The following is a 22,809-nucleotide window of genomic DNA, read 5'->3' as shown; positions in this document are numbered from 1 at the left end:
TTCTTTGCTAGTGGTACATTATTCATAAATGTATAAAACATAAATTGCCCGCTTAAGTAATGTTCAGTGAAATCTGCAACAGAAATTCAGCTTGCAGCTTTGAACATACCCAACCGGACAATCAGTAAGTTTACTTAATCTTTAAAACCTTATATTATAGGCTTCATTGCTGTCATTGACTCACGTAAACGCGCACCAACTATTTCTACCGGATGTTCACGTAATGCCTTGTTCACTGCTATCAACTGAGCGTTGTCCACATCGTTATCTATATCTGCAGAGAAATTTTTACCGATAACGTCTGTATCTATATCCTTCATGAAATCAGTCAATAAAGGCTTACATGCATGATCAAATAAATAACAACCATATTCAGCCGTATCTGAGATTACACGGTTCATTTCAAACAATTTCTTACGAGCAATTGTGTTCGCAATTAACGGAGTTTCGTGTAAAGATTCGTAGTAGGCAGACTCGGCTATAATTCCTGATTCTGTCATTGCTTCAAAAGCCAATTCTACACCAGCTCTAACCATGGCTACCATAAGCACTCCGTTATCATAAAACTCTTGCTCTGTAATTTCTTGATCACCTGCAGGAGTCTTTTCAAAGGCAGTTTCGCCAGTAGCAGCTCTCCATGTCAAAAGATTTTTGTCATCATTTGCCCAATCTTCCATCATCGTTTTAGAGAAATGACCGGTCATAATATCATCCATATGCTTTTGAAACAACGGACGCATGATATCCTTTAATTCTTCTGAAAGTTCAAAAGCCTTAATTTTAGCAGGATTTGAAAGACGGTCCATCATATGAGTAATACCGCCGTACTTCATACCCTCGGTAATGGTTTCCCATCCGTACTGAATTAGTTTTGAAGCATAACCGGCATCTATTCCTTTCTCAATCATTTTATCAAAACATAGAATAGAACCCGTTTGTAACAAACCACAAAGAATGGTCTGCTCACCCATTAAATCTGATTTTACCTCAGCAACAAATGAAGATTCCAAAACACCAGCTCTATGCCCACCTGTACCAGCTGCATAAGCTTTTGCCTGTGCCAAACCTTTACCTTCTGGATCATTTTCTGGGTGAACCGCGATCAATGTTGGTACACCAAATCCTCTTTTATATTCTTCTCTAACTTCTGAACCTGGACTTTTTGGAGCCACCATGATTACCGTAAGATCTTCACGTACCTGTGTGCCCTCTTCAACAATATTGAAACCATGGGAGTATGAAAGAGTAGCCCCCTTTTTCATTAATGGCATTACCGCACCAACTACAGCAGTATGTTGCTTGTCTGGAGTAAGGTTGATAACAACATCGGCAGAAGGAATCAATTCTTCATATGTACCTACCGTAAAACCATTTTCGGTTGCATTGATAAAAGATTGTCTTTTTTCCTTTATAGCAGCATCACGAAGTGTATAGGCAATATCTAAACCAGAATCTCTCATGTTCAGACCTTGGTTAAGACCTTGTGCACCACAACCTACGATAACAATTTTTTTGCCTTTTAAAGCATTTACACCATCAGCGAACTCAGACGAATCCATGAAGCGGCATTTTCCAAGTTGCGTTAATTGATCTCTTAATGATAGCGTATTAAAATAATTGGCCATTTTGTTTTTACTTTATTAATTATTTATATGATTCTCGTTTATTAAAATTCTTTAAGTATTGCAGAAATATCCATTACATCTTTCGTAACCGAAATTCTACCGGAACGCACAAACTGCATAATACCATAAGGTTTTAATTCATCGTGCATGTCATCAATCTCATTTCTTCTTCCGCTTTTGGCGATAACGAAGAAATCTCTAGAAACCGTGACAATCTGTGCATTGTTATCTTTTATAATATTTTGAATTTGACGTTCATCGAACAACAATCCCGATGCTATTTTGAACAAAGCAGATTCTTGATAAATAGTTTCATCATCGGTATGGTAAAATGCTTTGATCACCTCTATTTGCTTTTCGATCTGACCGACAATATTATGCACCCACTTCTCTGTGGTATGTGCTACGATCGTAAATTTAGAAACATCGTCAATTTCTGATTTAGAGACGTTTAAACTCTCTATATTGATATGTCTTTTTAAAAATATACCCGATATTCTATTCAGTAATCCTACATTATTTTCTGAATATACCGAAATTGTAAACCATTTATTTTCCATAAGCTTCAATTACCTATTCCTTTTTGCTAAAAGGATTTTATGGTATCATTATTATTAATCTATACTACTTCTTTACTGCCATAATTAAACCGGTAGACCAGTTCATTTTTGTCAGTTGTAAATCTTTGCGTTGTTCCAAATATTCGGTAAGTGCAATTACATTATCCTCATGACCTTCTGGCCAATTAGGCTGTTTTGTCATATCATCTATAATGTAAAATCCGCCAACCTTAACTAAATTTAAAACCTCATCGATCTCACTATACTTTCCCGGCCATGCATCTGCAAAAATTAAATCGAATTGCTCACCAGAATATTCCTTTATCCATTCGGTACCATCTTTACAAATAAGTTCAACCCTATCATCTTTTCCAAAATAATTATTTGCGATAGTGGTTAGCTCTTCATTGTTATCTACTGATATCAATTTAGAATCAGCATCCATACCCTCAACCATCCAAGACAGACTAAGACCAATGCCGGTACCTATTTCTAAAAAATGTCCGTTTGGTTTAGAAGCAATTAAGGTTTTAAGGAAACTACCTACATACAAATCTGACGGCATCGAAAATCCGATTTCCTCAGATTTACGAGTTATTTCATTATGAATTTTTGGAATATCCTGTATGTTGGTATCGTTCATGAGATTGCCTTAATGCATTTCTTACTTCAATCTAATTTCAGAGACCGAAGCACCAGAAGGTATCATAGGGAACACATTATCTTCTTGTTCCACTTTTACCTCTAAGAAATAAGGTTTATCTGAAGCCATCATTTTTTGAATGGTAGATTTTAGATCCTTACGCTCAGAAATACGTTTTGCCTCTATACTATATCCTTCAGCAATTTTTACAAAATCTGGATTCACCATTACGGTAGATGCATATCTTTTCTCAAAGAACAACTCTTGCCATTGACGAACCATGCCCAAGTGCTCATTGTTCAATACCACAATCTTAACAGGTATGTTATGCTGAAATATCACACCAAGCTCTTGAATGGTCATTTGATATCCACCATCACCAATGATCGCTACAACTTCCCTATCCATAGCGCCCATTTTGGCACCGATAGCTGCAGGAAGCGCAAAGCCCATAGTACCTAATCCTCCAGAAGTGATATTACTTTTAGATTCTGAAAACTTAGCATATCTACAAGCGATCATTTGATGTTGTCCAACATCTGAAACGATAACCGCTTTGTTATTGGAAGCCAAATTAATTTCTTCAATCACCTCGCCCATAGTTAAGCCTACTTTGGTTGGGTGAATGTCATTTTTTATAATGGTATCAAATTCGATCTTATACTTTTCTTTGAAGATATCATGCCATGCTTCATGCTTATTAGATTTCAACAATGGTAAAATCAAACCTAAAGTTTCTTTAGAATTACCTAAAACCGCAACATCGGCATGTACATTTTTATTGATTTCGGCCGGGTCAATTTCAAAGTGAATCACCTTAGCTTGTGTGGCATAATCTTCTAACCTACCGGTAACACGATCATCAAAACGCATACCTATGGCAATCAACAGATCACATTCATTTGTAAGTACGTTAGGGCCGTAGTTACCGTGCATACCTACCATACCCACATTTAAAGGGTGAGAAGTATCTAATGCAGATGCACCCATAATAGTCCATGCAGCAGGAATACCCGTTTTTTCCACCAACTCTTTCAATTCGGCTTCCGCCCTACCAAGAATTACCCCTTGTCCCCAAACTATAAAAGGCTTTTTGGCGCTATTGATTAAATCGGCAGCAGCCTGTATAGCATCGGAATTCGGTTTTGACACTGGTTTATAACTTCTTACGGCAGTACATTTCTCATAAGAAAAATCGAAGGCTTCTATTTGTGCATTTTTGGTAATATCAACCAATACCGGACCCGGTCTACCTGATTTTGCAATATAAAAGGCTTTTGCCATTACTTCCGGAATTTCAGAAGCTTCGGTAATTTGATAATTCCATTTGGTTACAGGAGTAGAAATACCAATAATATCGGTTTCTTGAAAAGCATCTGTACCCAACAACTGTCTTGTTACCTGACCAGTGATACACACCATAGGTGTAGAATCTATTTGAGCATCGGCAAGACCTGTAACTAAGTTAGTTGCTCCAGGACCTGAAGTTGCTATTGCAACACCCACTTTACCGGAAACACGTGCATACCCTTGAGCAGCGTGCGTAGCACCCTGTTCATGTCTGGTAAGAATATGCGTTAATTTATCTTGAAACTTATATAACTCATCGTAGACGGGCATAATAGCCCCACCAGGGTAGCCGTACATTGTTTCGACACCTTCTGCCAACAAACAATGAATTATTGCTTCTGCTCCAGAAATCTTTATAGTTTTCTTGGAATCCGTACCTATTTTTTTCTCTTTTACTGTTTCCATAATTAATAATCAAATTCAAGCATTGCATATAAGAGCTACAATTACCTGATATTAAAATCCTACTAGCGTTAATTAAAATCTAGCCGGTGTTATTTAAAACTCATCGGTTACACAACCTTGCGCAGCAGAAGAGACGGAACGAGCATATTTATATAATACTCCTTTTTTAAACTTTAAAGCTGGCTCTACCCAAGCTTCTTTACGTTTCGCTAATTCCTCATCGGACACTTCTACATTAATTGAATTTGTTTCTGCGTCTATTACAATTGTATCTCCATCTTTAACTAAAGCAATGGTGCCACCTTCTTGTGCTTCTGGCGAAATATGCCCTACTACAAAGCCATGTGTACCTCCTGAAAAACGACCATCTGTAATCAATGCCACATCTTTACCTAAACCTGCACCCATAATAGCAGCAGTAGGTTTTAGCATTTCTGGCATACCAGGACCTCCTTTAGGACCTTCATATCTTATGACGACTACATTTCCTTTTTCTACCTTACCACCTCGTATAGCATCATTAGCATCATACTCACTATTGAATACTTTTGCTGTTCCTTTAAACAACAAACCTTCTTTTCCTGTAATTTTTGCTACAGAGCCATTTTCGGCCAAATTGCCGTATAACATTCTTAGATGCCCAGTTGCCTTAATTGGCTTATCTAAAGGCATAATAACATCTTGACCTTCTTCCAAATCTGGAACACTTTCTAAATTCTCCGCTAAAGTCTTTCCTGTTACAGTTAAACAATCTCCATGTAAAAGACCATTTTTCAACAAATATTTTAAAACAGCTGGTATACCACCTATTCTATGAACATCTTCCATTAAATATTTACCACTAGGTTTTAAATCTGCAATGAATGGGGTAGTATCACTTATATGCTGAAAATCTTTTAGGGTAAAATCTATATCTGCCGCTCTTGCGATAGCCAAGAAATGCAGTACTGCATTTGTAGAACCTCCCATAATGGTTACCAGACGAATAGCATTCTCTAAAGATTTGCGCGTAACAATATCCAGAGGTTTAATATCTTTTTCTATAAGAATACGCATTTGCTTTCCTGCTGAAATACACTCTTCTTCTTTATTGTTGCTGATTGCAGGGTTAGAAGAATTATATGGCATAGACATTCCTAGCGCTTCTATTGCAGAAGCCATAGTATTTGCGGTATACATACCTCCACAGGCACCAGCCCCAGGTATAGACTTTTTAATGATGGATTTATAATTTTTATCGTCCATAGTACCAGCTACTTTCTCTCCCCATGCCTCGAACGCAGAAACAATATCTAACTTTCTATCCTCATGACAACCAGATGCTATAGTTCCTCCATATACTAAAATAGCAGGACGGTTTAAACGTAACATTGCCATTAATGCACCTGGCATGTTTTTATCGCATCCTACAACTGTCACTAATGCATCATAAGACATTCCTTGAACTACAGTTTCCATAGAATCTGCAATAATATCCCTTGATGGTAATGAAAAACGCATTCCTGGTGTACCCATAGAAATACCATCACTAACACCAATAGTATTAAAAATTAAACCTACAGTTTCTTTAGAGTTAACCCCCTCTTTAACCAACTTTGCCAAATCATTTAAGTGCATATTGCAAGGGTTACCTTCATAACCTGTACTTGCAATACCAACTAATGGCTTATTAAAATCCTCATCTTTAAAACCAATTGCATATAGCATTGCTTGCGCTGCTGGTTGTGTTGGGTCTTGAGTAACATTTTTACTGTATTTATTTAATTCCATAATATAAATCTCGTATGCTTATCTTGATTTTCTAATACCGTTAAACCAAAGATAAAAGTTTATAAAAATTTCAGTTTTTAACAATAATGGTCAATACAAATTCATTTTAACAAAAAACTACTTAAACAATTAAAAATCAAGTATTTAAACAATCATTATATATCATATTCAATACTTTAAAACTGTTCCATATTCATCGTAAACCACAAAAAAAACCTGCATCAAATAAATCTGATACAGGTTTTTCCATACAATGAAAAGCTATATCAATTCCGGTTAGGAATGACAATGACTACTTCAATATTTAGGTTTGATAATTTCATATTACAATAGTAGTGAAAAAATAGGTCATAATTAACCCCTTAACAAAATCGACATAAAAAGTATCAAATTACACCAATTTAAAACTTATTGGGTCTCCGCCTTTCTTTTGTGCTAAAATACAGATTGCCTTATCTGTCAATTGAACCGCTCTTAGATAGCCACCAGTAGTTTGACCGTCTTTCATTAAAACAATCAATTTTCCGGCGGGTGTGAGTTGAACCGTTCCAGGAATTGTTGCAGACGTTAGCATAGAAATTGAGTGTGATGTTATGGTTTCGGTAATTTGATATGCCATTCTGTTATTTTCATGAGCAACCGTAAAAGTTTTTGAAAAAATCTCTTCAAGTTGTCGATCGTTCAACAGATCAAACTCCGGACCTTTGCTTACCTCTAGCACAGACCTATCTAAAAAAGATGCTACCTTAATTTCTGAAATCTTAGGTTGAAACTCTTTCTGTGGAGAAAATGGCACCACATCATTATCAACTAACCTATTGAATTTGGTTATGGGTTTATAAAATGATCTACTGCCCAATAGCTCTTTGGTCTTAAATCCTCCTTTAACGGCCAAATAAGACCTGAAGCCTTTTTCCAAGCGACCAAAAGAAAGCACATCACCCACCTCTATAAGGTAAACCTTATAATTTTGAATGGGTGAATTATTTAAGGTTGCAGACATTTCAGCTCCGCCAAGTACCATATATGTTTCTTCTTCGAAAACCAATGTTGGTCCCGTCATGGTAATTTCCAATACTGCATCCGTCACTTTATTCTCCAGTAAAGAATTCACTTTAAAAACAGACATTTCGTCCATTACCCCAGAGACTGGTACACCCTTATTTCTATAATAAAATCTACCAGAATCTTGAACGGTGGTATAAAAACCTGCTTTTAGAACTTTAAGCATCTATCTTAATTTTTTCAGGTTTATATATGCCCACTTCAGCTTCAATTAAACGAAGGTCGTGTTCTGCTTTAGATATCTTATAAAATTCAATTTTATCTCCAACACTTACAAAACAAGGGTTATCTTTAGATGCATCAAAAATAGGTACAGCACAATTTCCGATAATATTCCATCCTCCAGGAGATTCTTGGGGATAAATGCCCGCTTGCTTACCTGCAATACCTACAGCTCCTTTTGACACTTTAGGTCTCGGGTTAGCTCTACGAGGCAGTTCCAACTCTTTGTTTATACCGCCCAAATACATAAAACCAGGCAAAAACCCAATTCCGTAAACCGTATAGGTCGCACCTGTATGTAAGGCAATTACTTCTTCAATTGATTTGTTTAGTTGGCTGGCTACGTCTTCAAGATCCAAACCAAATTCTAAATCGTAAGTTACCGGCAATCTCCATAAGTACCTATCTGGTTTTGCTGTTTCCTTCAACTGTCCATACCAACTATGAATATCAGCAGATATTTTCGCAAAATCGATTTCTTCCGTCCTGTTTATTACAAGTAGGGAATTATAGGAAGGTACCAGCTCCCAATCATGTTCAGTAAGTACTTCTTTACTTAAAAACGTTTCAAAATGAAGTATTTTTTCCAGGATGTGCTCACTAACCTCATTAGGCCATTCTATTAACACAGAATGTACTCCAAATGGTTTGATATTAATTTTAGGGGAATTCACGGTTTTACTTGTAGATTATATTCTGGCAAATGCTCTGTAATATACATTAAAATTTGCAATGCAGACGGTGTATCGCCATGAATACAATAGGTATCTGCATTCATTGCTATATCTTCATTTTTAATCGTTTTTACCACGTTATCCTTAGCCATTCTCAAAACATGTTTGAGAACTTCTTCTTCATTTGAAATTATGGCATTATCCTCTTTTCTAGATACCAAGTTTAAATCGTTATTATAATTACGATCCGCAAAAGCTTCAATCAATACTTTATAACCATTTTTCTTGGCCACTTTTTCAACTACACTATTAAAAGGTACATATAAATAAACCTCATCTTTAAATGCTTCAATTGATTTCAAAAATGCTTGGGACAATTGTTCATTTTTAGCAATATCATTGTATAAAGCGCCGTGGGGTTTAATATGATGCAGTGGCGTATTCAATTTACTACGTACCGATTCAAATAACTGCATTTGAGCTTGTATACTTTTAATAAGATCAGCATCAGAGATAGACATACTTACACGTCCAAAATTTTCCTTATCTGGATATGAAGGGTGTGCACCTACTTTTACATTAAATTCCTTTGCCAACTCTAAACACCATCGAATAGTCTCTTTAGAACCCGCATGCCCGCCACAAGCAATATTGCAAGAACTTATCATTGGAAACAACTCTTTTTCATTTCCAACACCTTCCCCAACATCACAATTAATATCGATAGTTCTCATCATTATTTACAATAACCCTAATACCGTTAATATACTTTTAGCTCCCAACAAAACAGAAAGTAGAATAATCAGTACTCCAAATACATTCTGCATTGTAGTATTCTTATACTTGCCCATCACTCCTATCCTATTGACAACCCAAAGTAAAAATACAGCGATAATGGGCAACAGCAATCCGTTGGTTATTTGGGCAAATTTTATAATTTCAATAGGTTTTATACCAAAGGACAAAAAGAAAACTCCGAGAAATAAAATAATCATCCAAATCATTCTGAACTTTGTATCCTTTAAACCAGCATTCCAACCAAAGCAACTGTTAGCTACGTAAGCAGCGGCCAAAGGTGCCGTTATTGAAGAAGTGATACCTGCGGCAAACATCCCGATGCCTAAAAAGTACAGCGCAGCTGATCCATACAATGGCTCTAGGGCCTTCGCCATATCCATAACATTATTTACCTCTAAAGAGTTAATAGCTGCTGCAGAAATTATAATACTTATAGATACCATACCACCAAGCATAATGGAAATCAACGTATCTCTTTTTGCCAATTTTAAATCGTCCTTAGATTTCCATTTCTCACTTACCAACGCTGCGTGCAAAAAGAGATTGTAGGGCACCACAGTAGTACCAACCAGTGCAATAATGGAAAGAATACCATTTTCAGGAACAGTAGGTAAAAACAGCCCTTTAATCAACTCCCACATATTTGGCTTGGTCAATATAGCCGTCATTACAAAAGACAAACTCATGATCAGTACCAGAAATATAAATACCTTTTCCAAAGCTTTATAACTTCCTAAAAACAACAGAACAAAAGCCACACCTCCAAGCACAAAAGGGTACAAGCTACTGTAATTGATACCGAATAAGGCCTCCATACCCAAAACTGCACCTCCAATATTACCCGCCTCATAAGAAGCATTACCGATGATAATAGCCGAAAATATTAAAGCAATAACACTATTTCTAATTATAGGGTTATGCAGTTCTTGTTTTATAACATCTGCCAAACCCTTTTGTGTTACAATACCCAAACGTGCAGACATTTCTTGCAATATAAAAGTGGCAATTATTGATAACAGCATAGCCCACAGCAGATTAAAACCAAAATCTACTCCGACCAAGGTACATGCCGTAACTGTACCAGGACCAATAAACGCTGCAGCTACAAGAACTCCGGGACCTAATTTCTTAAACATCGATTAATTTTACATTCTTGTAAATATAATTGGTTAAATCGACTTTCCACACCATCCATAAATTCATTTTCACCACAATTTTAACATTTTAAAATACCGTTAATCTAAAAAATTGCAGTTCATCTAAAACTTGAACGTCATTCATCGATTTAACATAATAATCCAAAAATAACTGGGTTATAGCTATCCCCAAACCTTAAACTTAACCTATTAATGATTTGTTTAGAATGTAACAAAGAACTTGGATATTTAGATCATAAAAATGCAATGGAGAGTGCAGGCGTAGAACTTTGCGCTAAGCATCATGAACGCATTAAACAATTGATCAATAAACATAATACACCTTTAGAAGCCATACAGCTTTATTATGCCTTAAAAGAAGCAGGTGTAAGTTCTATGCTAGAATGGTGGGACGGTAAAAAATCTATAGATATAGCCATCTCGCGTGTAAAATTGAATATTGAAATTGATTCTGAATATGATAAGCTTACAGAACATGAAGCTATCAACAATTTAGAAGAAGCAATGCACTCCTTTAAAAATGGATTTACTACCATTAGAATTCCCCATATAGTTGTACGCTATTATTTAAACGAAACCGTAAACAACATTATAGGAATTATGGAAGGTCTAAAAGCCAACATTAAAGTAATCAATTAAAATTATGGACTATGGATAATTCTAAAAAAGCATACAAAAATCCGATTAGGGCGGCCATAGCCGCTCTGTTAATCGGTATGGTAATGCGTATTCTTCACTGGCCTTTTTCAAAAGGGATAATTTTCATTTCGTTTGCCGCAATACTGGTACTGTACGCATTACGTTTCATGAAAAAAGAAGAAAAAAAGACCGTTGATCTAATTAAAATGGCATTAGTACTTTTTTGGACTACCAATGGACTTTTAACGATTTTAGATTTTACCCATACCCTATTTTTTCAAATTGGAACGGCATTTACATTCATTGCATGGTTTGCAATGGAAGGCACGTCGTATTTTATGTCAAGAGAAGGTAACTCTAGCAACAGTATTACAGAAATCATTTGGAATTTTGTAATGGTCATTGGTGTAATTACACTTATCTGTGGCGGACTAATGCATTTACTAAGTTGGGATTACTCTATACCCACGCTTACCTTAGGTCTTACCATAGTTACCGGTTACATACTAAGAGATATTTTTACGGCTCCTAAAAAGAACGAAGACGATATAAATAATGAAGAATTGTATTCGTAATGAAAACAGTCTCATTGTCTAAAATTTTACCCTAACCAACCCTCTCTGTCGAGTGAACGGTATTGAATGGCCTCTGAAATATGATTTCCGTTCAATGCCTGCTCACCGGCTAAATCAGCTATAGTTCTAGCTACTTTGAGAATTCTATCGTAAGCCCTAGCAGAAAGGTTTAATCTTTCCATTGCATTTTTCAACAATGCCTTAGATTTATCATCAAGCTTACAATATTCACGAATTTGCTTAGTATTCATTTGAGCATTATAATGTACATTTTCCAATTCTTGAAAACGCTTGGTCTGAATTTCACGTGCCACAGTAACGCGCTTACGTATATCTACACTACTCTCCCCTTTTCTTTCTTCGGATAGTTTTTCGAACGGTACAGGAGTTACCTCAATATGAATATCTATTCGATCTAACAACGGACCCGATATTTTACTTAAATACCGCTGCATTTCTGCCGGGGAAGAAGTCACAGGTGCATCTGGATCATTAAAATAACCACCCGGACTAGGGTTCATACTGGCCACCAACATAAAGCTACTTGGATAGGTTACCGTAAAACGTGCACGAGAAATAGTTACCTCCCTATCTTCTAAAGGCTGGCGCATTACCTCTAAGACACCCCGTTTAAATTCCGGTAATTCATCTAAAAACAACACTCCGTTATGAGAAAGGGAAATTTCCCCTGGTTGTGGGTACGCTCCGCCACCTACAAGTGCGACGTCTGAAATTGTGTGATGTGGACTTCTAAACGGTCGCTGACTCATGAGTCCCATATTCTTGATTTTACCTACAACACTATGAATCTTAGTGGTTTCTAAAGCTTCATGCAAAGTCATAGGCGGTAGAATAGATGGCAATCTCTTTGCCAACATGGTTTTACCTGCACCCGGTGGTCCTATCAAAATAATATTATGACCTCCAGCGGCGGCAATCTCCATACAACGCTTAATACTTTCCTGCCCTTTAACATCCGAGAAATCAAACTCTGGAAAGTCTAAACTTTTATAAAACTCTTCTCGTGTATCAATAATAGTTTGCTCTAAAGGAACCCCTTGATCAAAGAATTCTAGCACCTGCTTAATGTTATCTACGCCATATACTTTTAAATCGCCCACAATAGCTGCTTCTTTAGCATTGGCCGTCGGTAAAATAAACCCTGTAAAACCCTCTTCTTGTGCCTTAATGGCAATGGGTAACGCCCCCTTTATAGGTTGAAGACTACCATCTAAGGACAATTCGCCCATAATGATATACTTCTCAATATTTTCTGATTTAATTTGACTAGAAGCCGCCAAAATACCTAATGCCAGGGTAAGGTCATAAGCTGAACCTTCTTTTCTGAGGTCAGCGGGTGCCATGTTTATGGTAATCTTTTTACCTGGAATTTTATATCCATTATTTTGAAGCGCCGCTGCTATTCTATAATTACTTTCTTTAATTGCGTTGTCTGGCAAACCTACCAAATGATACCCAATACCCTTATCGATATTGACTTCAACAGTAATCGTAGTGGCCTCTACGCCAAATACGGCACTCCCATAAACTTTTGTAAGCATTTTTAATCCTTTGGCCTAAAAGTAAGGATTTCTTTACTCTTTTGAATTTCAGCCTTGTTCATCATCATTTTTCTAAACTCTCCATTTACATACATTTCTGCTTGATCTCTGTAATGTTCACTGAACGGATTGCCAGATTGCCCGGTAGGCAGAATACTTATACTGTTTTCTACATCAGAAAAATCTATGATTCTTCTTGTAGAAGGTCCTGATGTTGTTCTATAGAAACCTGTATCATCATATGCAAAAGCCAAATTGTTTATTACTTCCCTAGACCCATGTATTGGAAAAGGACCTACGTTAAAAAAAGAACGTAAAGCTGCTATTTGACCAATTGGGTGACCATGCTCAATTGAATGTACTCGCTCCCATCGCCAATGATCTACATTCTTACCAAAATCTTTTTCTAACGAAGCAATCGCTTCCATAAAAGACTGGTTGACAATATCCTCCATGTTTTCAGCTGCGTTGGTGGTTTTTACATTATCCCACCAAACAGAATTTTCATCTTTTGACAACGGTGCAATAAGTCTTTTCATGAAGTGAGTACTTAAAAATTGATTGAAAAGTTCATCATCCAACTCATCTTCAAAAGTATTTTGCATCAAATAATAAATCCATCTATTGTAAACTGTAGCCTCAATAGAAGCAAGGTTGTAGTCCCCTGTCCACATATTCAAGCTATCAATAGCTTTTAGACCATTTTCACTTAATAATGAGACATCTAAATGTTTCGCTAAATTGGAAATAATATCGGGCTCTACAGAAGATATAACATCAGTGATCATTTCACTTGCCGAAGATAGATCCCAATCGTTTTTTGGCTCTAGTAAACTAACTATTCTTTTTCCTCTATTTTCAGGTAAATAATACCCCGGATACAATATACCCGCTATAGAATCTGGCTGATTATTTGCTGAATACACAAAATTACTTGTCGGATTTATCGCTTGAGGATTCTCATTAAACCCTAATAATTCTTTATCAAGTGGTAGCCCCTTGCCTACCTCAAAAATCAACTTGGTATTTACGGTATCTGGAATCTTATATAGCTGAGCAGTGGCAAACCATGCAACATTTCCTTCATCATCCCCATACATAATATTTAGTCCTGGAGCGTGAATATTTGGAAGTGATTTTTTAAACTCCACCATATTATTTGCATGACTTAAACCATATAGCGCATCTATCACCTTATTTTCCATTTGTGTATAGACCCATGACATGGCTATTGGTCTATCTCCTTGTACTTGGTCGGCAATTCCGTTTAAAACAGGACCATGAACAGATTTCTTGTAGGTAAATTGAACTTCCTCCGCGTCTTTAACCTGAATTGTTTTATGTACAATTTCATAATCCACATAACCATTTTCAGACAAATATTGATTTTCATCATCTGGATTATTCTGTTCATAGTAAAAATCAACATCATCATTTTCGAACATGGTGAGTCCGTATGCTAATTTTCTATTATGCCCCAATAAGGGAAATGGTATACCAGCAATATGATATCCATATTTTGAATAGGTCGGTGTTTCTAAATGGGCTTCGAACCATACTGAAGGTTGAGAAAAACCAATATGAGGATCATTAGCGAAAATCACCTTTCCGTTCTTTGTTTTTTCGGGTGCAATAACCCAGCTATTACTACCCTCGAACAAAGGAATATCAAGCGCACCCAAAGCTTTGTTCACTGCAGCCGTAAGGTTATTTTGAATGGTATCCGATGGAGTTGGATTATAGTTCTCTATCCATTCGGTATCAATAGATGAACCAACATGCAAGTCATTCAAATATTCAGAACCTAATTCAGTTTTTATAGTAGTTAACAAGGGGTCTGTTTTATGTGCCATAGCAAAACTAAAAGCCATATAACCTATAGTGTTATAGATATCTTCTAGAACAAACTCTTCTTTATCTATTCCTGTTAGGTAAAATTCAACAGGTGTCGGTCCTTCATCTATAAATTGATTGATACCATCCAAATATGCTTTTGCCAAAACAACACCTTCATCATTTTCGTTAATTTTAGATACCGTTACTTTTGATGCATCTGCTATACCTAGTGATAAAAAAAACTTGTCGGTGCCAATAAGATCTTCACCAAAAACTTCTGATAATCCACCACGGGCTATTCTTCTTAGCAGTTCCATTTGCCAAAGACGATCTTGGGCATGAACATAACCTAAAGCTCTATAGGCATCTTGTTCATTTTCCCCGTAAATATGTGGAATTCCGTAGTTGTCGTAATAGACACTAACTTCTTCTTGCAGGTTCGCAAGCTCTTTTTCACCGGAATAATCTGGTTTTAAGGTATAAACAAATATTCCGATAACAATTATCAGTAGGGTAACGATTACCAGCAGGATTACTCCTAGTTTTTTTAATGTTCTCATAGTTTAATTCGGGGGACAATTTCCACCAAGTTAAAACTATTTTTCACATTAAACGTCTCGAAACTCTGCTTTTTATTGATAAGTAGTCAACATCTTACAAAACCAATATACTATTCATTATTTCTTAATCCTTCTAACAACCAGTTTTTATAGGTAGGTATATCTGAATTTTGAATAGAGGTATTCAGTACTTCCAAATCTGGGGAAAGCAACACATAAAAAGGCTGTGAAATAGAACCGAAATTTACATCTTGAAAGGTTCCCCATTTCTGTGCTATATTATTAATTTCCTTTATGCGACCACTTTCAAACTGATAATTGAACTGCTCAGATTCCGGTAGTTCCTCCCTATCATCGGTATACAATGAAATAAGTACGTAATTATCTTTTATAATCGGAAAAACCTCTGAATCGCTCCAAACATTCTCTTCCATTTTTCTGCAGTTTACACAAGCCCAACCCGTGAAATCTAAAAGAATAGGTTTATCAACTTTTTTGGCATGTGCCAAACCTTCATCAAAATCTTTAAAACAATCAATACCTAAAGGGCAATCGCTTTCTTGTTCAAAAATGCTATAAAATTCTGGCGGTGGAAAACCGCTTAAGAGTTTTAAGTTGGTTACTTTAGTGACTCCCAATACCATATAAAGCGTAAATGCAGCACTAATAAATGCTGTAACCTTTCTGCCTAGTGATAATTTTTTAACAGGACTATCGTGTGGAAATTTGTACACTCCAAATAGGTAAAGTGTCATCGCAATACCTAATAAGATCCAGATACCCAAGAATATTTCACGTTTTAGAATTCCCCAATGCCCAACCAAATCGGCATTCGATAAGAACTTAAGGGCAAGTCCTATTTCCAAGAAACCAAGTACCACTTTCACCGTTGTCATCCATCCACCCGATTTCGGTAATGAATTCAACCATGCAGGAAACAAGGCAAATAGAGCAAAGGGCAATGCCAGCGCCGCCCCAAAACCTGTCATACCCGCCGTAAGGTTAGAAGCAACTTCGCCTTCCGCTAAAGTTGTACCGCCCAGCAAGCCACCCAAAATAGGCCCTGTACACGAGAACGAAACAATAGCCAAGGTCACCGCCATAAAAAAGATACCTAACACACCGCCTACCTTAGAAGATGCCGCATCCATTTTATTAGCCCAAGAACTTGGCAAAGTCAATTCATAATATCCAAAAAAGGAAAAGGCAAAAAATATGAATATTAAAAAAAACAATAAATTTAACCATACATTGGTTGCAATAGAATTTAGAATTTGCGAATCTACCGAGTCGAACAAGTGAAATGGTAAGCTCAATAGGAAATAAATGAGGACAATAAAAAATCCATAAAGTAACGCATTAATGATTCCTTTGGATTTCTTTTGGGAATGTTTGGTAAAAAATGAAACGGTTAACGGAATCATTGGAAATACACACGGAGTCAATAATGCAATTAATCCCCCAAGAAACCCAAGCCCGAAAATAACCCAGATATTAGTGCCTGTAGCAATGGTATCTTGACCCTGCGTTAGCAGTTCTCTATTCTTAAGGTCTAATCGTAACTTTTGACCTAAAGCCAAACTTCTATCATCTACTGTATTAATTATTTCAGCTTCCGACCCATCTAAGGTGAATATGAACTTCTTGTCCATAGGAATGCATACCTCTTTACACACCTGAAAAAACAAGTCAACATCTATCTGATTAATTTCTGGATCTAGAATTTTAATACGTTGTGTAAAAATTGCATCATCTTTGAAATACGTTTCCTCTACTTCAAAAATTTCACTGTACTCTTTTATTGTTTCACTTTCTAAAGTACCACCAATCAACTCGTATATGGCTCCATTGCCATTATAAGTGAATTCACTAGGTAATGAACCAAATTCTGAAGTAAACTGAGAATACATGTGCCAGCCATCAAGTATTTTTGCTTTCATGACCAACTCATATTCCGTTTCAGAAATTTTATTGATCTGTTGTTCCCATACTACAGGTTCGTCTTCTGTTTGCGCAAAAGTGTTCAATGGTAATACAACTATAAAAAGTAGCAACGCTAAAAATCTAATCATGTAATTTCTATTTTTAATATCTCTTGGGTAGTATCTACAACCCTAAAGCGGTGGTCTGCTCGCATACCTACAACCCAAACAATTTGCTCGTTAGAGCATAACAACCAAGTTTCTTCTTTAGATAAGACATCAACTTTCTCATCTTTAAAAAACTTCGACAATTTTTTTCTACGGTTTAATCCTATCGGATAGAAATAGTCGCCTATTTTCCATTTTCTTAACGTCAACGGATAATTTAAAGCGTTTTTCTGAACAAAAATTTCGGTCTTTGAATTATTATAACGCTCGGGCACTACTGAAAATTTTAAATTTACCGGAAGATTCAAAGGTACTTCATCCACAGGTATTACAAACTCATCGACCATGGTTTTAGCATCACTTTTCGATGATAGTATTAATACATCACGATTCTTAACCAAAATATGCGTGTTAGATTCTAGCTGCTTACCTGATAAACCGTTCAATAAAGCTTCTAAATTATCGATTTCCTTAAAACCGTATGGATTGAATAGCGCATACAAATATGTAGGTAGTGGCTGTAAACCTTTAAGCTTACTAATTTCTATTACCAGTTTACCATCCTTATTCACAAAAAAATCTTCCGTTATTTTTTTAAGATATGTAGTGGCAATAGTTTCTGTCTGATTTAAATATTGGAGTGTATTTTTAAAATTATCAGAAAATGTAGGATGAAGTTCTGATAGTTTAGGGGTAATCTCTAAACGAATCTTGTTTCGTAAATACTTTGTATCTGCATTACTGCCATCTTCACGCCAATTTATTTTTTCGCTTTTGGCAAAAGTTTCTAGCTCATCTCGGGTAAATGGCAATAAAGGCCTTCTTAAATAATTGATTTTTGCAGGTATACCCGTTAATCCATCAATACCGGTACCTCTAGATAAGTTAATTAAGAAAGTTTCAAGGTTGTCATTGGCATGGTGAGCTGTTAGTACATATGTACTTTCATCTTGCGACAAAAGCTGTTCAAACCAAGCATAACGAAGCTCACGAGCCGCCATCTGTACGGAAACCTTCTGCACGTTTACATAGCCCAAAGTATCAAAATGCGTAACATATACCTTCTTATTTTTGCTTTTGCCTAAATCAAGAACAAAAGCCTCATCACCGTCACTATCATTACCACGTAATTGAAAATTACAATGCGCTATTGAAAATTGTAGTTGAAGTAGATTACATAATTCTACCAAAACCGTACTATCCAAACCACCACTACATGCAATTATGAAGTGATTGCTCAACAATTCCGGAAAATAATCTTCAATATGTTTTTTGAACGCTTTTAACACGCCATAAAGGTAACGAAGTCCCTTAATTTATTAAGGCAGACTAAGATTTATTTAACTTGAAAGGTATTACTTCAATTAAGATATAGCTGCTACAAAAGCACTTACTTTTTCAGCATGTACTTTTGCTAATTCAGCATTGGTAATTCCTTTTTCCTCATCAAAATTCTCGCTATACTTTGGCAAGGAAAAAGAAGCAACAACGGTACCTTGAAATCTAGCAATCATTTTTTCTGCAACCTCTAGTGCTCCAATAGCACCACGACCACCGTTTGAAGTAGCCATTAGCAATATCTTCTTGCCCGCTAAAAACTTAACGTCCAATCTAGATAACCAGTCCATTACATTCTTAAAATATGCCGAAGGGTAACTATTATGTTCATTTACAGAAATTATCAATCCTTTTGCATTACTAATCTCATTCTTAAACTCCACTAAAGAGTTAGAATACCCATCCTCTTTTTCCGAATCTTGACTGTACATTGGAAAAGGGTATTTAGACATGTCTCGCAACCTTACCTCTGTATCACCAATTAACGTAGAAGTATATTTTGCTAATTTATAATTAATGGATATTGAAGAATTGCTCCCTGCAAATGCTAAAACGTAACTCATGTGGCTATTTTTATGTATGATTGCGAATTTAATTCAAATACTGTAAACCCTAGAATATTTTATCTAATTTTACTGCTTTAAACATCCAAACTTACTGTTTTATAAGTATATAGGATATAATTGTTATAATGAGCAACTCTAAGTCAAGATTGTTTTTTTTGGATGCCATACGAGCGTGGGCCATCTTAATGATGTTACAAGGTCATTTCATTGACGGGTTGTTGGACAATGCATTTAGAGACAACTCCAATATACTATTCTCGACATGGAAATACTTTAGAGGTATTACAGCACCGGTTTTCTTCACTGTTTCCGGATTCATATTTACATTCTTATTAATAAAATCTCCCCAAACCGGATGGAGTAACCCTCGAGTAAAAAAAGGCATAAAACGGGGATTGGAATTATTGGTCATTGCATACCTTTTACGCATGAATATCTTTGGCTTGTTCAAAGGTGAAATTTATGATTCTTTCTACCTAGTAGACGTATTGCATTGCATAGGTCTTTCGCTATTGTTTATTATTGGTTTTTACATTTTAACCTTTGCAAAACAAAAATGGATTTTCCCTACCATATTAGCTTCCACTACCCTACTGCTATTTATATTCGAACCTATTTACAAAACAATGGGTTTTGAGTTTTTACCACAAGCCATTGCGAACTATTTAACCAAGGCTAACGGCTCTGTTTTTACCATTATACCATGGTTGGGCTATGCAACAATAGGTAGTTTTATGTCGGTTGTATTTTCTAAATTTCAAAATAGCAAAAACTTATATTACTATATAGTACCGGTTTACATAGCCACAGGGCTAATCCTTATATTTTTTTCTTCGGATTTTTTCATGTCTATTTACGATATAACGGGCATACAATTGTTCCAGTCCATTTTCAGTAACAACTACTTGTTTATTCGTTTGGGCGATGTGCTCATTGTCTTCTCTATATTCATTATGCTAAGAAAGTACTTAATGAATGCCACATGGCTTAAAATTGGACAAAGCACTTTATCTATTTACATCATTCACTTTATAATTTTGTACGGTAGCTTTACAGGTGTTGGTTTATATAGATTCTTTAACCACTCTTTAAATCCGTACTATGTAATACCCGGGGCAATTTTGTTTATGATTGTATGCACCTTTTTTGCTCTACAATATGAAAAACATAAAATAGAAATCAAATCTAGCATCTCTAGCTTTTTATCTACAACCCGTATTTACCTTGAACAAATAGCCATTTTACTTTTTGAGATGTTAAGAACCATCACCGAGAAAGTATTGCGCATTTTAGGACTAATTAAGAGTTAGGCACAATTCAAATGAAGTATTTAAGCTAGTTACAAAACTAAAAAAGGCAGCCAATTGGCTGCCTTTTCTTTGTATCAAAGTCATCTATTTACACGTGTAAAGGACGATTATCTGTTGCAGCTAACGCCGCTTCTTTAACCGCTTCGGCATATGTTGGGTGAGCATGGCTCATTCTAGAAATATCTTCTGCGGAAGCTCTAAATTCCATTGCAGTTACGGCTTCGGCAATTAAATCTGCCACACGCGCACCTACCATATGAACGCCTAAAACTTCATCGGTGTTTTTATCGGCAAGAATCTTTACGAATCCGTCTATATCCATACTTGCTCTGGCACGACCTAAAGCACGCATTGGAAACTGACCCGATTTGTATTCCACACCAGCTTCTTTCAGTTCCTCTTCCGTTTTACCAACAGCAGCAACCTCTGGCCAAGTATATACTACACCAGGTATTAAGTTATAATCAATATGAGGTTTTTGACCTGCCAATAGTTCTGCAACCAAAGTACCCTCTTCTTCCGCTTTATGTGCTAACATTGCACCTTTAATGACATCGCCAATTGCGTAAATATTATCAACATTCGTTTTCAAATACTCATCGACGATTACCTTTCCTCTATCATCAAGTTTTACACCTGCAGCATCAACATTTAGTCCATCTGTATAAGGTTTTCTACCAACGGCAACTAAACAGTAATCACCTTCAAAAACAACCTCTTCGCCTTTTTTGTTATCAGCCTTAACGACCACTTGATCGCCTTTTCTTTCAACCGATTTTACTTTATGCGATAAAGCAAATTTCATTTTTGACTTTTTCAAAACCTTGGTCAGCTCTTTAGAAAGTGCACCGTCCATACCAGGTATAATACGATCCATAAACTCAACAACAGTAACATCTGCGCCAAGTCTCTTATAAACCTGTCCTAATTCCAAACCTATTACACCTCCACCAATAACAATCATATGTTTTGGCACTTCTTTAAGCTCCAAAGCTTCCGTAGAGGTAATAATACGTTCTTTATCCAGTTTTATAAACGGTAAGGTAGATGGCTTAGAACCTGTAGCTATTATAATATTCTTAGCTTCAATTTCTTCGGTTTTTCCATCATTATTTTTGATATTTACATGAGTGGCATCTTTAAAACTACCTACACCTTCGTAAACGGTAATTTTATTTTTATCCATTAAAAACTCTATACCTTTTGTAGTTTGATCAACTACACCTTGCTTACGAGCAATCATTTTTTCCAAGTTCACTTTTACTTCACCAGGAATCTCTATACCATGCTCATCAAAATGTTTAATGGCATCTTCATAATGATGTGAAGAGTCTAACATCGCCTTAGAAGGAATACACCCAACATTTAAACACGTTCCGCCTAAAGTGGAATATTTTTCAATTATTGCAGTTTTCATTCCTAGTTGAGCACAACGTATTGCTGCGACATATCCTCCAGGTCCTGAGCCTATAATGGCTACATCATATTGATCCATAAAATTTTTTATTTTCTAATGTCTTACAAAATTAATACTATTTTTAGTTTTAAAGGGGTATAGCCGTAGAATGCTTCACCTCTTTTATAGTAAATGAGCTTTGGGTACTTCCAATATGATTCATTGCCGTTAATTTATTGACCATGAAATGACGGTACGCATCCATATCCTTTACATGAATTTTAAGCAAGTAATCATAATCACCACTTAAATGATGGCATTCTACCACCTCTTGCAAACGCATTACCTGAGCTTCAAATTGTGCTATATTATCCTTAACATGCTGTACTAACTTCACATGGCAAAACACCGTAAAGTTCCTATCTACAATGGCTTTATCGACTAAAGCTACGTAACTTCTAATTGCTCCTGCACGCTCTAACCTTTTTATACGTTCATAAATAGCGGTCGTAGAAAGCCCTAACTTTAAAGCATACTCTTTAGTGGTCTTCTTACTATCTTCTTGTAATAACCCTAAGAGGCTATTATCTATTTTATCAAGTTTCATAACGAATATAATTCTGTTCAGTTGTTACAAAATACACAATAATAGAATATAGTTCTATTAT

General features: G+C 36.0%; 19 protein-coding genes. 3 read left to right on the top strand and 16 right to left on the bottom strand.

What is annotated here, in order from left to right; translation table 11 throughout:
* Nucleotides 1-149: 149 nt before the first annotated feature.
* The 9 genes from ilvC to EXIGUO8A_RS14810 form a co-directional block, all read right to left on the bottom strand.
* Nucleotides 150-1,625 (bottom strand): ketol-acid reductoisomerase, encoded by a 1,476-nt coding sequence (gene ilvC / locus EXIGUO8A_RS14850; protein WP_159303742.1) that lies wholly within the window; start codon nt 1,623-1,625, stop codon nt 150-152.
* Between the two features lie 41 nt (nt 1,626-1,666).
* Nucleotides 1,667-2,185, bottom strand: coding sequence for an acetolactate synthase small subunit (ilvN, locus tag EXIGUO8A_RS14845; protein ID WP_116772325.1), 519 nt, complete (start codon nt 2,183-2,185; stop codon nt 1,667-1,669).
* A gap of 64 nt (nt 2,186-2,249) precedes the next feature.
* Nucleotides 2,250-2,828 carry an O-methyltransferase gene (locus EXIGUO8A_RS14840; RefSeq protein WP_159303741.1) on the bottom strand — a complete coding sequence of 193 codons (579 nt, stop codon included), beginning with the start codon at nt 2,826-2,828 and terminating at the stop codon, nt 2,250-2,252.
* 21 nt (nt 2,829-2,849) lie between these two features.
* A complete protein-coding gene (gene ilvB, locus EXIGUO8A_RS14835) occupies nt 2,850-4,583 on the bottom strand; it encodes a biosynthetic-type acetolactate synthase large subunit (RefSeq protein WP_159303740.1) in 1,734 nt (577 codons plus the stop codon).
* Between the two features lie 93 nt (nt 4,584-4,676).
* On the bottom strand, nt 4,677-6,353 hold the full coding sequence (gene ilvD, locus EXIGUO8A_RS14830) for a dihydroxy-acid dehydratase (RefSeq protein WP_159303739.1): 1,677 nt from the start codon (nt 6,351-6,353) through the stop codon (nt 4,677-4,679).
* Nucleotides 6,354-6,744: 391 nt separating this feature from the next.
* Nucleotides 6,745-7,584: a 5-oxoprolinase subunit C family protein gene (locus EXIGUO8A_RS14825; protein ID WP_159303738.1), complete on the bottom strand. Its 840-nt coding sequence runs from the start codon at nt 7,582-7,584 to the stop codon at nt 6,745-6,747.
* Nucleotides 7,577-8,314: a 5-oxoprolinase subunit PxpB gene (gene pxpB, locus EXIGUO8A_RS14820; RefSeq protein ID WP_159303737.1), complete on the bottom strand. Its 738-nt coding sequence runs from the start codon at nt 8,312-8,314 to the stop codon at nt 7,577-7,579. The genes EXIGUO8A_RS14825 and pxpB overlap by 8 nt, the downstream gene beginning before the upstream one ends.
* The gene (gene pxpA, locus EXIGUO8A_RS14815; protein ID WP_317164613.1) at nt 8,311-9,051 is read right to left on the bottom strand and encodes a 5-oxoprolinase subunit PxpA; all 741 of its coding nucleotides are present in this window, start codon (nt 9,049-9,051) and stop codon (nt 8,311-8,313) included. Before pxpA ends, pxpB begins: the two co-directional genes overlap by 4 nt.
* Before the next feature lie 3 nt (nt 9,052-9,054).
* Nucleotides 9,055-10,248, bottom strand: coding sequence for an Nramp family divalent metal transporter (locus EXIGUO8A_RS14810; protein ID WP_159303736.1), 1,194 nt, complete (start codon nt 10,246-10,248; stop codon nt 9,055-9,057).
* 213 nt (nt 10,249-10,461) lie between these two features.
* On the opposite strand from EXIGUO8A_RS14810, the gene EXIGUO8A_RS14805 reads away from it, so the two are divergent.
* Nucleotides 10,462-10,908 (top strand): hypothetical protein, encoded by a 447-nt coding sequence (locus tag EXIGUO8A_RS14805; protein WP_116772318.1) that lies wholly within the window; start codon nt 10,462-10,464, stop codon nt 10,906-10,908.
* 11 nt (nt 10,909-10,919) lie between these two features.
* Nucleotides 10,920-11,483, top strand: a complete 564-nt coding sequence (locus tag EXIGUO8A_RS14800; RefSeq protein WP_116772317.1) for a hypothetical protein — start codon at nt 10,920-10,922, stop codon at nt 11,481-11,483.
* A gap of 26 nt (nt 11,484-11,509) precedes the next feature.
* Here EXIGUO8A_RS14800 and EXIGUO8A_RS14795 read toward each other — a convergent pair whose 3' ends face one another.
* The 5 genes from EXIGUO8A_RS14795 to EXIGUO8A_RS14775 form a co-directional block, all read right to left on the bottom strand.
* A complete protein-coding gene (locus EXIGUO8A_RS14795; RefSeq protein WP_159303735.1) occupies nt 11,510-13,045 on the bottom strand; it encodes a YifB family Mg chelatase-like AAA ATPase in 1,536 nt (511 codons plus the stop codon).
* A gap of 2 nt (nt 13,046-13,047) precedes the next feature.
* The gene (locus EXIGUO8A_RS14790; RefSeq protein WP_159303734.1) at nt 13,048-15,441 is read right to left on the bottom strand and encodes a penicillin acylase family protein; all 2,394 of its coding nucleotides are present in this window, start codon (nt 15,439-15,441) and stop codon (nt 13,048-13,050) included.
* Nucleotides 15,442-15,551: 110 nt separating this feature from the next.
* Nucleotides 15,552-17,513: a protein-disulfide reductase DsbD family protein gene (locus EXIGUO8A_RS14785; protein ID WP_159303733.1), complete on the bottom strand. Its 1,962-nt coding sequence runs from the start codon at nt 17,511-17,513 to the stop codon at nt 15,552-15,554.
* Nucleotides 17,510-18,820, bottom strand: a complete 1,311-nt coding sequence (gene tilS, locus EXIGUO8A_RS14780) for a tRNA lysidine(34) synthetase TilS (protein WP_159303732.1) — start codon at nt 18,818-18,820, stop codon at nt 17,510-17,512. Before tilS ends, EXIGUO8A_RS14785 begins: the two co-directional genes overlap by 4 nt.
* 75 nt (nt 18,821-18,895) lie before the next feature.
* Nucleotides 18,896-19,432 (bottom strand): NADPH-dependent FMN reductase, encoded by a 537-nt coding sequence (locus EXIGUO8A_RS14775; protein WP_159303731.1) that lies wholly within the window; start codon nt 19,430-19,432, stop codon nt 18,896-18,898.
* A 128-nt stretch (nt 19,433-19,560) separates the two neighbouring features.
* Between EXIGUO8A_RS14775 and EXIGUO8A_RS14770 the strand changes: the two genes are divergently transcribed.
* Nucleotides 19,561-20,745, top strand: coding sequence for a heparan-alpha-glucosaminide N-acetyltransferase domain-containing protein (locus EXIGUO8A_RS14770; protein ID WP_159303730.1), 1,185 nt, complete (start codon nt 19,561-19,563; stop codon nt 20,743-20,745).
* 88 nt (nt 20,746-20,833) lie between these two features.
* Here EXIGUO8A_RS14770 and lpdA read toward each other — a convergent pair whose 3' ends face one another.
* Both lpdA and EXIGUO8A_RS14760 read right to left on the bottom strand, forming a co-directional pair.
* On the bottom strand, nt 20,834-22,240 hold the full coding sequence (gene lpdA / locus EXIGUO8A_RS14765) for a dihydrolipoyl dehydrogenase (RefSeq protein WP_159303729.1): 1,407 nt from the start codon (nt 22,238-22,240) through the stop codon (nt 20,834-20,836).
* A gap of 49 nt (nt 22,241-22,289) precedes the next feature.
* The gene (locus tag EXIGUO8A_RS14760; protein WP_159303728.1) at nt 22,290-22,748 is read right to left on the bottom strand and encodes an Lrp/AsnC family transcriptional regulator; all 459 of its coding nucleotides are present in this window, start codon (nt 22,746-22,748) and stop codon (nt 22,290-22,292) included.
* Nucleotides 22,749-22,809: the final 61 nt, after the last annotated feature.

The sequence above is a fragment of the Maribacter litoralis genome (genome assembly GCF_902506355.1).
GTDB classification, from domain to species: domain Bacteria; phylum Bacteroidota; class Bacteroidia; order Flavobacteriales; family Flavobacteriaceae; genus Maribacter; species Maribacter litoralis.
Note: the sequence above shows the minus strand (reverse complement) of the source record. Positions and strands in the feature narration are given on the sequence as shown.

Bases quoted from the DNA above. Each gene is read 5' to 3' on its own strand.
- ilvC (WP_159303742.1), bottom strand. From the start codon at position 1,625: ATGGCCAATTATTTTAATACGCTATCATTAAGAGATCAATTAACGCAA.
- ilvN (WP_116772325.1), bottom strand. From the start codon at position 2,185: ATGGAAAATAAATGGTTTACAATTTCGGTATATTCAGAAAATAATGTA.
- EXIGUO8A_RS14840 (WP_159303741.1), bottom strand. From the start codon at position 2,828: ATGAACGATACCAACATACAGGATATTCCAAAAATTCATAATGAAATA.
- ilvB (WP_159303740.1), bottom strand. From the start codon at position 4,583: ATGGAAACAGTAAAAGAGAAAAAAATAGGTACGGATTCCAAGAAAACT.
- ilvD (WP_159303739.1), bottom strand. From the start codon at position 6,353: ATGGAATTAAATAAATACAGTAAAAATGTTACTCAAGACCCAACACAA.
- EXIGUO8A_RS14825 (WP_159303738.1), bottom strand. From the start codon at position 7,584: ATGCTTAAAGTTCTAAAAGCAGGTTTTTATACCACCGTTCAAGATTCT.
- pxpA (WP_317164613.1), bottom strand. From the start codon at position 9,051: ATGATGAGAACTATCGATATTAATTGTGATGTTGGGGAAGGTGTTGGA.
- EXIGUO8A_RS14810 (WP_159303736.1), bottom strand. From the start codon at position 10,248: ATGTTTAAGAAATTAGGTCCCGGAGTTCTTGTAGCTGCAGCGTTTATT.
- EXIGUO8A_RS14805 (WP_116772318.1), top strand. From the start codon at position 10,462: ATGATTTGTTTAGAATGTAACAAAGAACTTGGATATTTAGATCATAAA.
- EXIGUO8A_RS14800 (WP_116772317.1), top strand. From the start codon at position 10,920: ATGGATAATTCTAAAAAAGCATACAAAAATCCGATTAGGGCGGCCATA.
- EXIGUO8A_RS14795 (WP_159303735.1), bottom strand. From the start codon at position 13,045: ATGCTTACAAAAGTTTATGGGAGTGCCGTATTTGGCGTAGAGGCCACT.
- EXIGUO8A_RS14790 (WP_159303734.1), bottom strand. From the start codon at position 15,441: ATGAGAACATTAAAAAAACTAGGAGTAATCCTGCTGGTAATCGTTACC.
- EXIGUO8A_RS14785 (WP_159303733.1), bottom strand. From the start codon at position 17,513: ATGATTAGATTTTTAGCGTTGCTACTTTTTATAGTTGTATTACCATTG.
- EXIGUO8A_RS14775 (WP_159303731.1), bottom strand. From the start codon at position 19,432: ATGAGTTACGTTTTAGCATTTGCAGGGAGCAATTCTTCAATATCCATT.
- EXIGUO8A_RS14770 (WP_159303730.1), top strand. From the start codon at position 19,561: ATGAGCAACTCTAAGTCAAGATTGTTTTTTTTGGATGCCATACGAGCG.
- lpdA (WP_159303729.1), bottom strand. From the start codon at position 22,240: ATGGATCAATATGATGTAGCCATTATAGGCTCAGGACCTGGAGGATAT.
- EXIGUO8A_RS14760 (WP_159303728.1), bottom strand. From the start codon at position 22,748: ATGAAACTTGATAAAATAGATAATAGCCTCTTAGGGTTATTACAAGAA.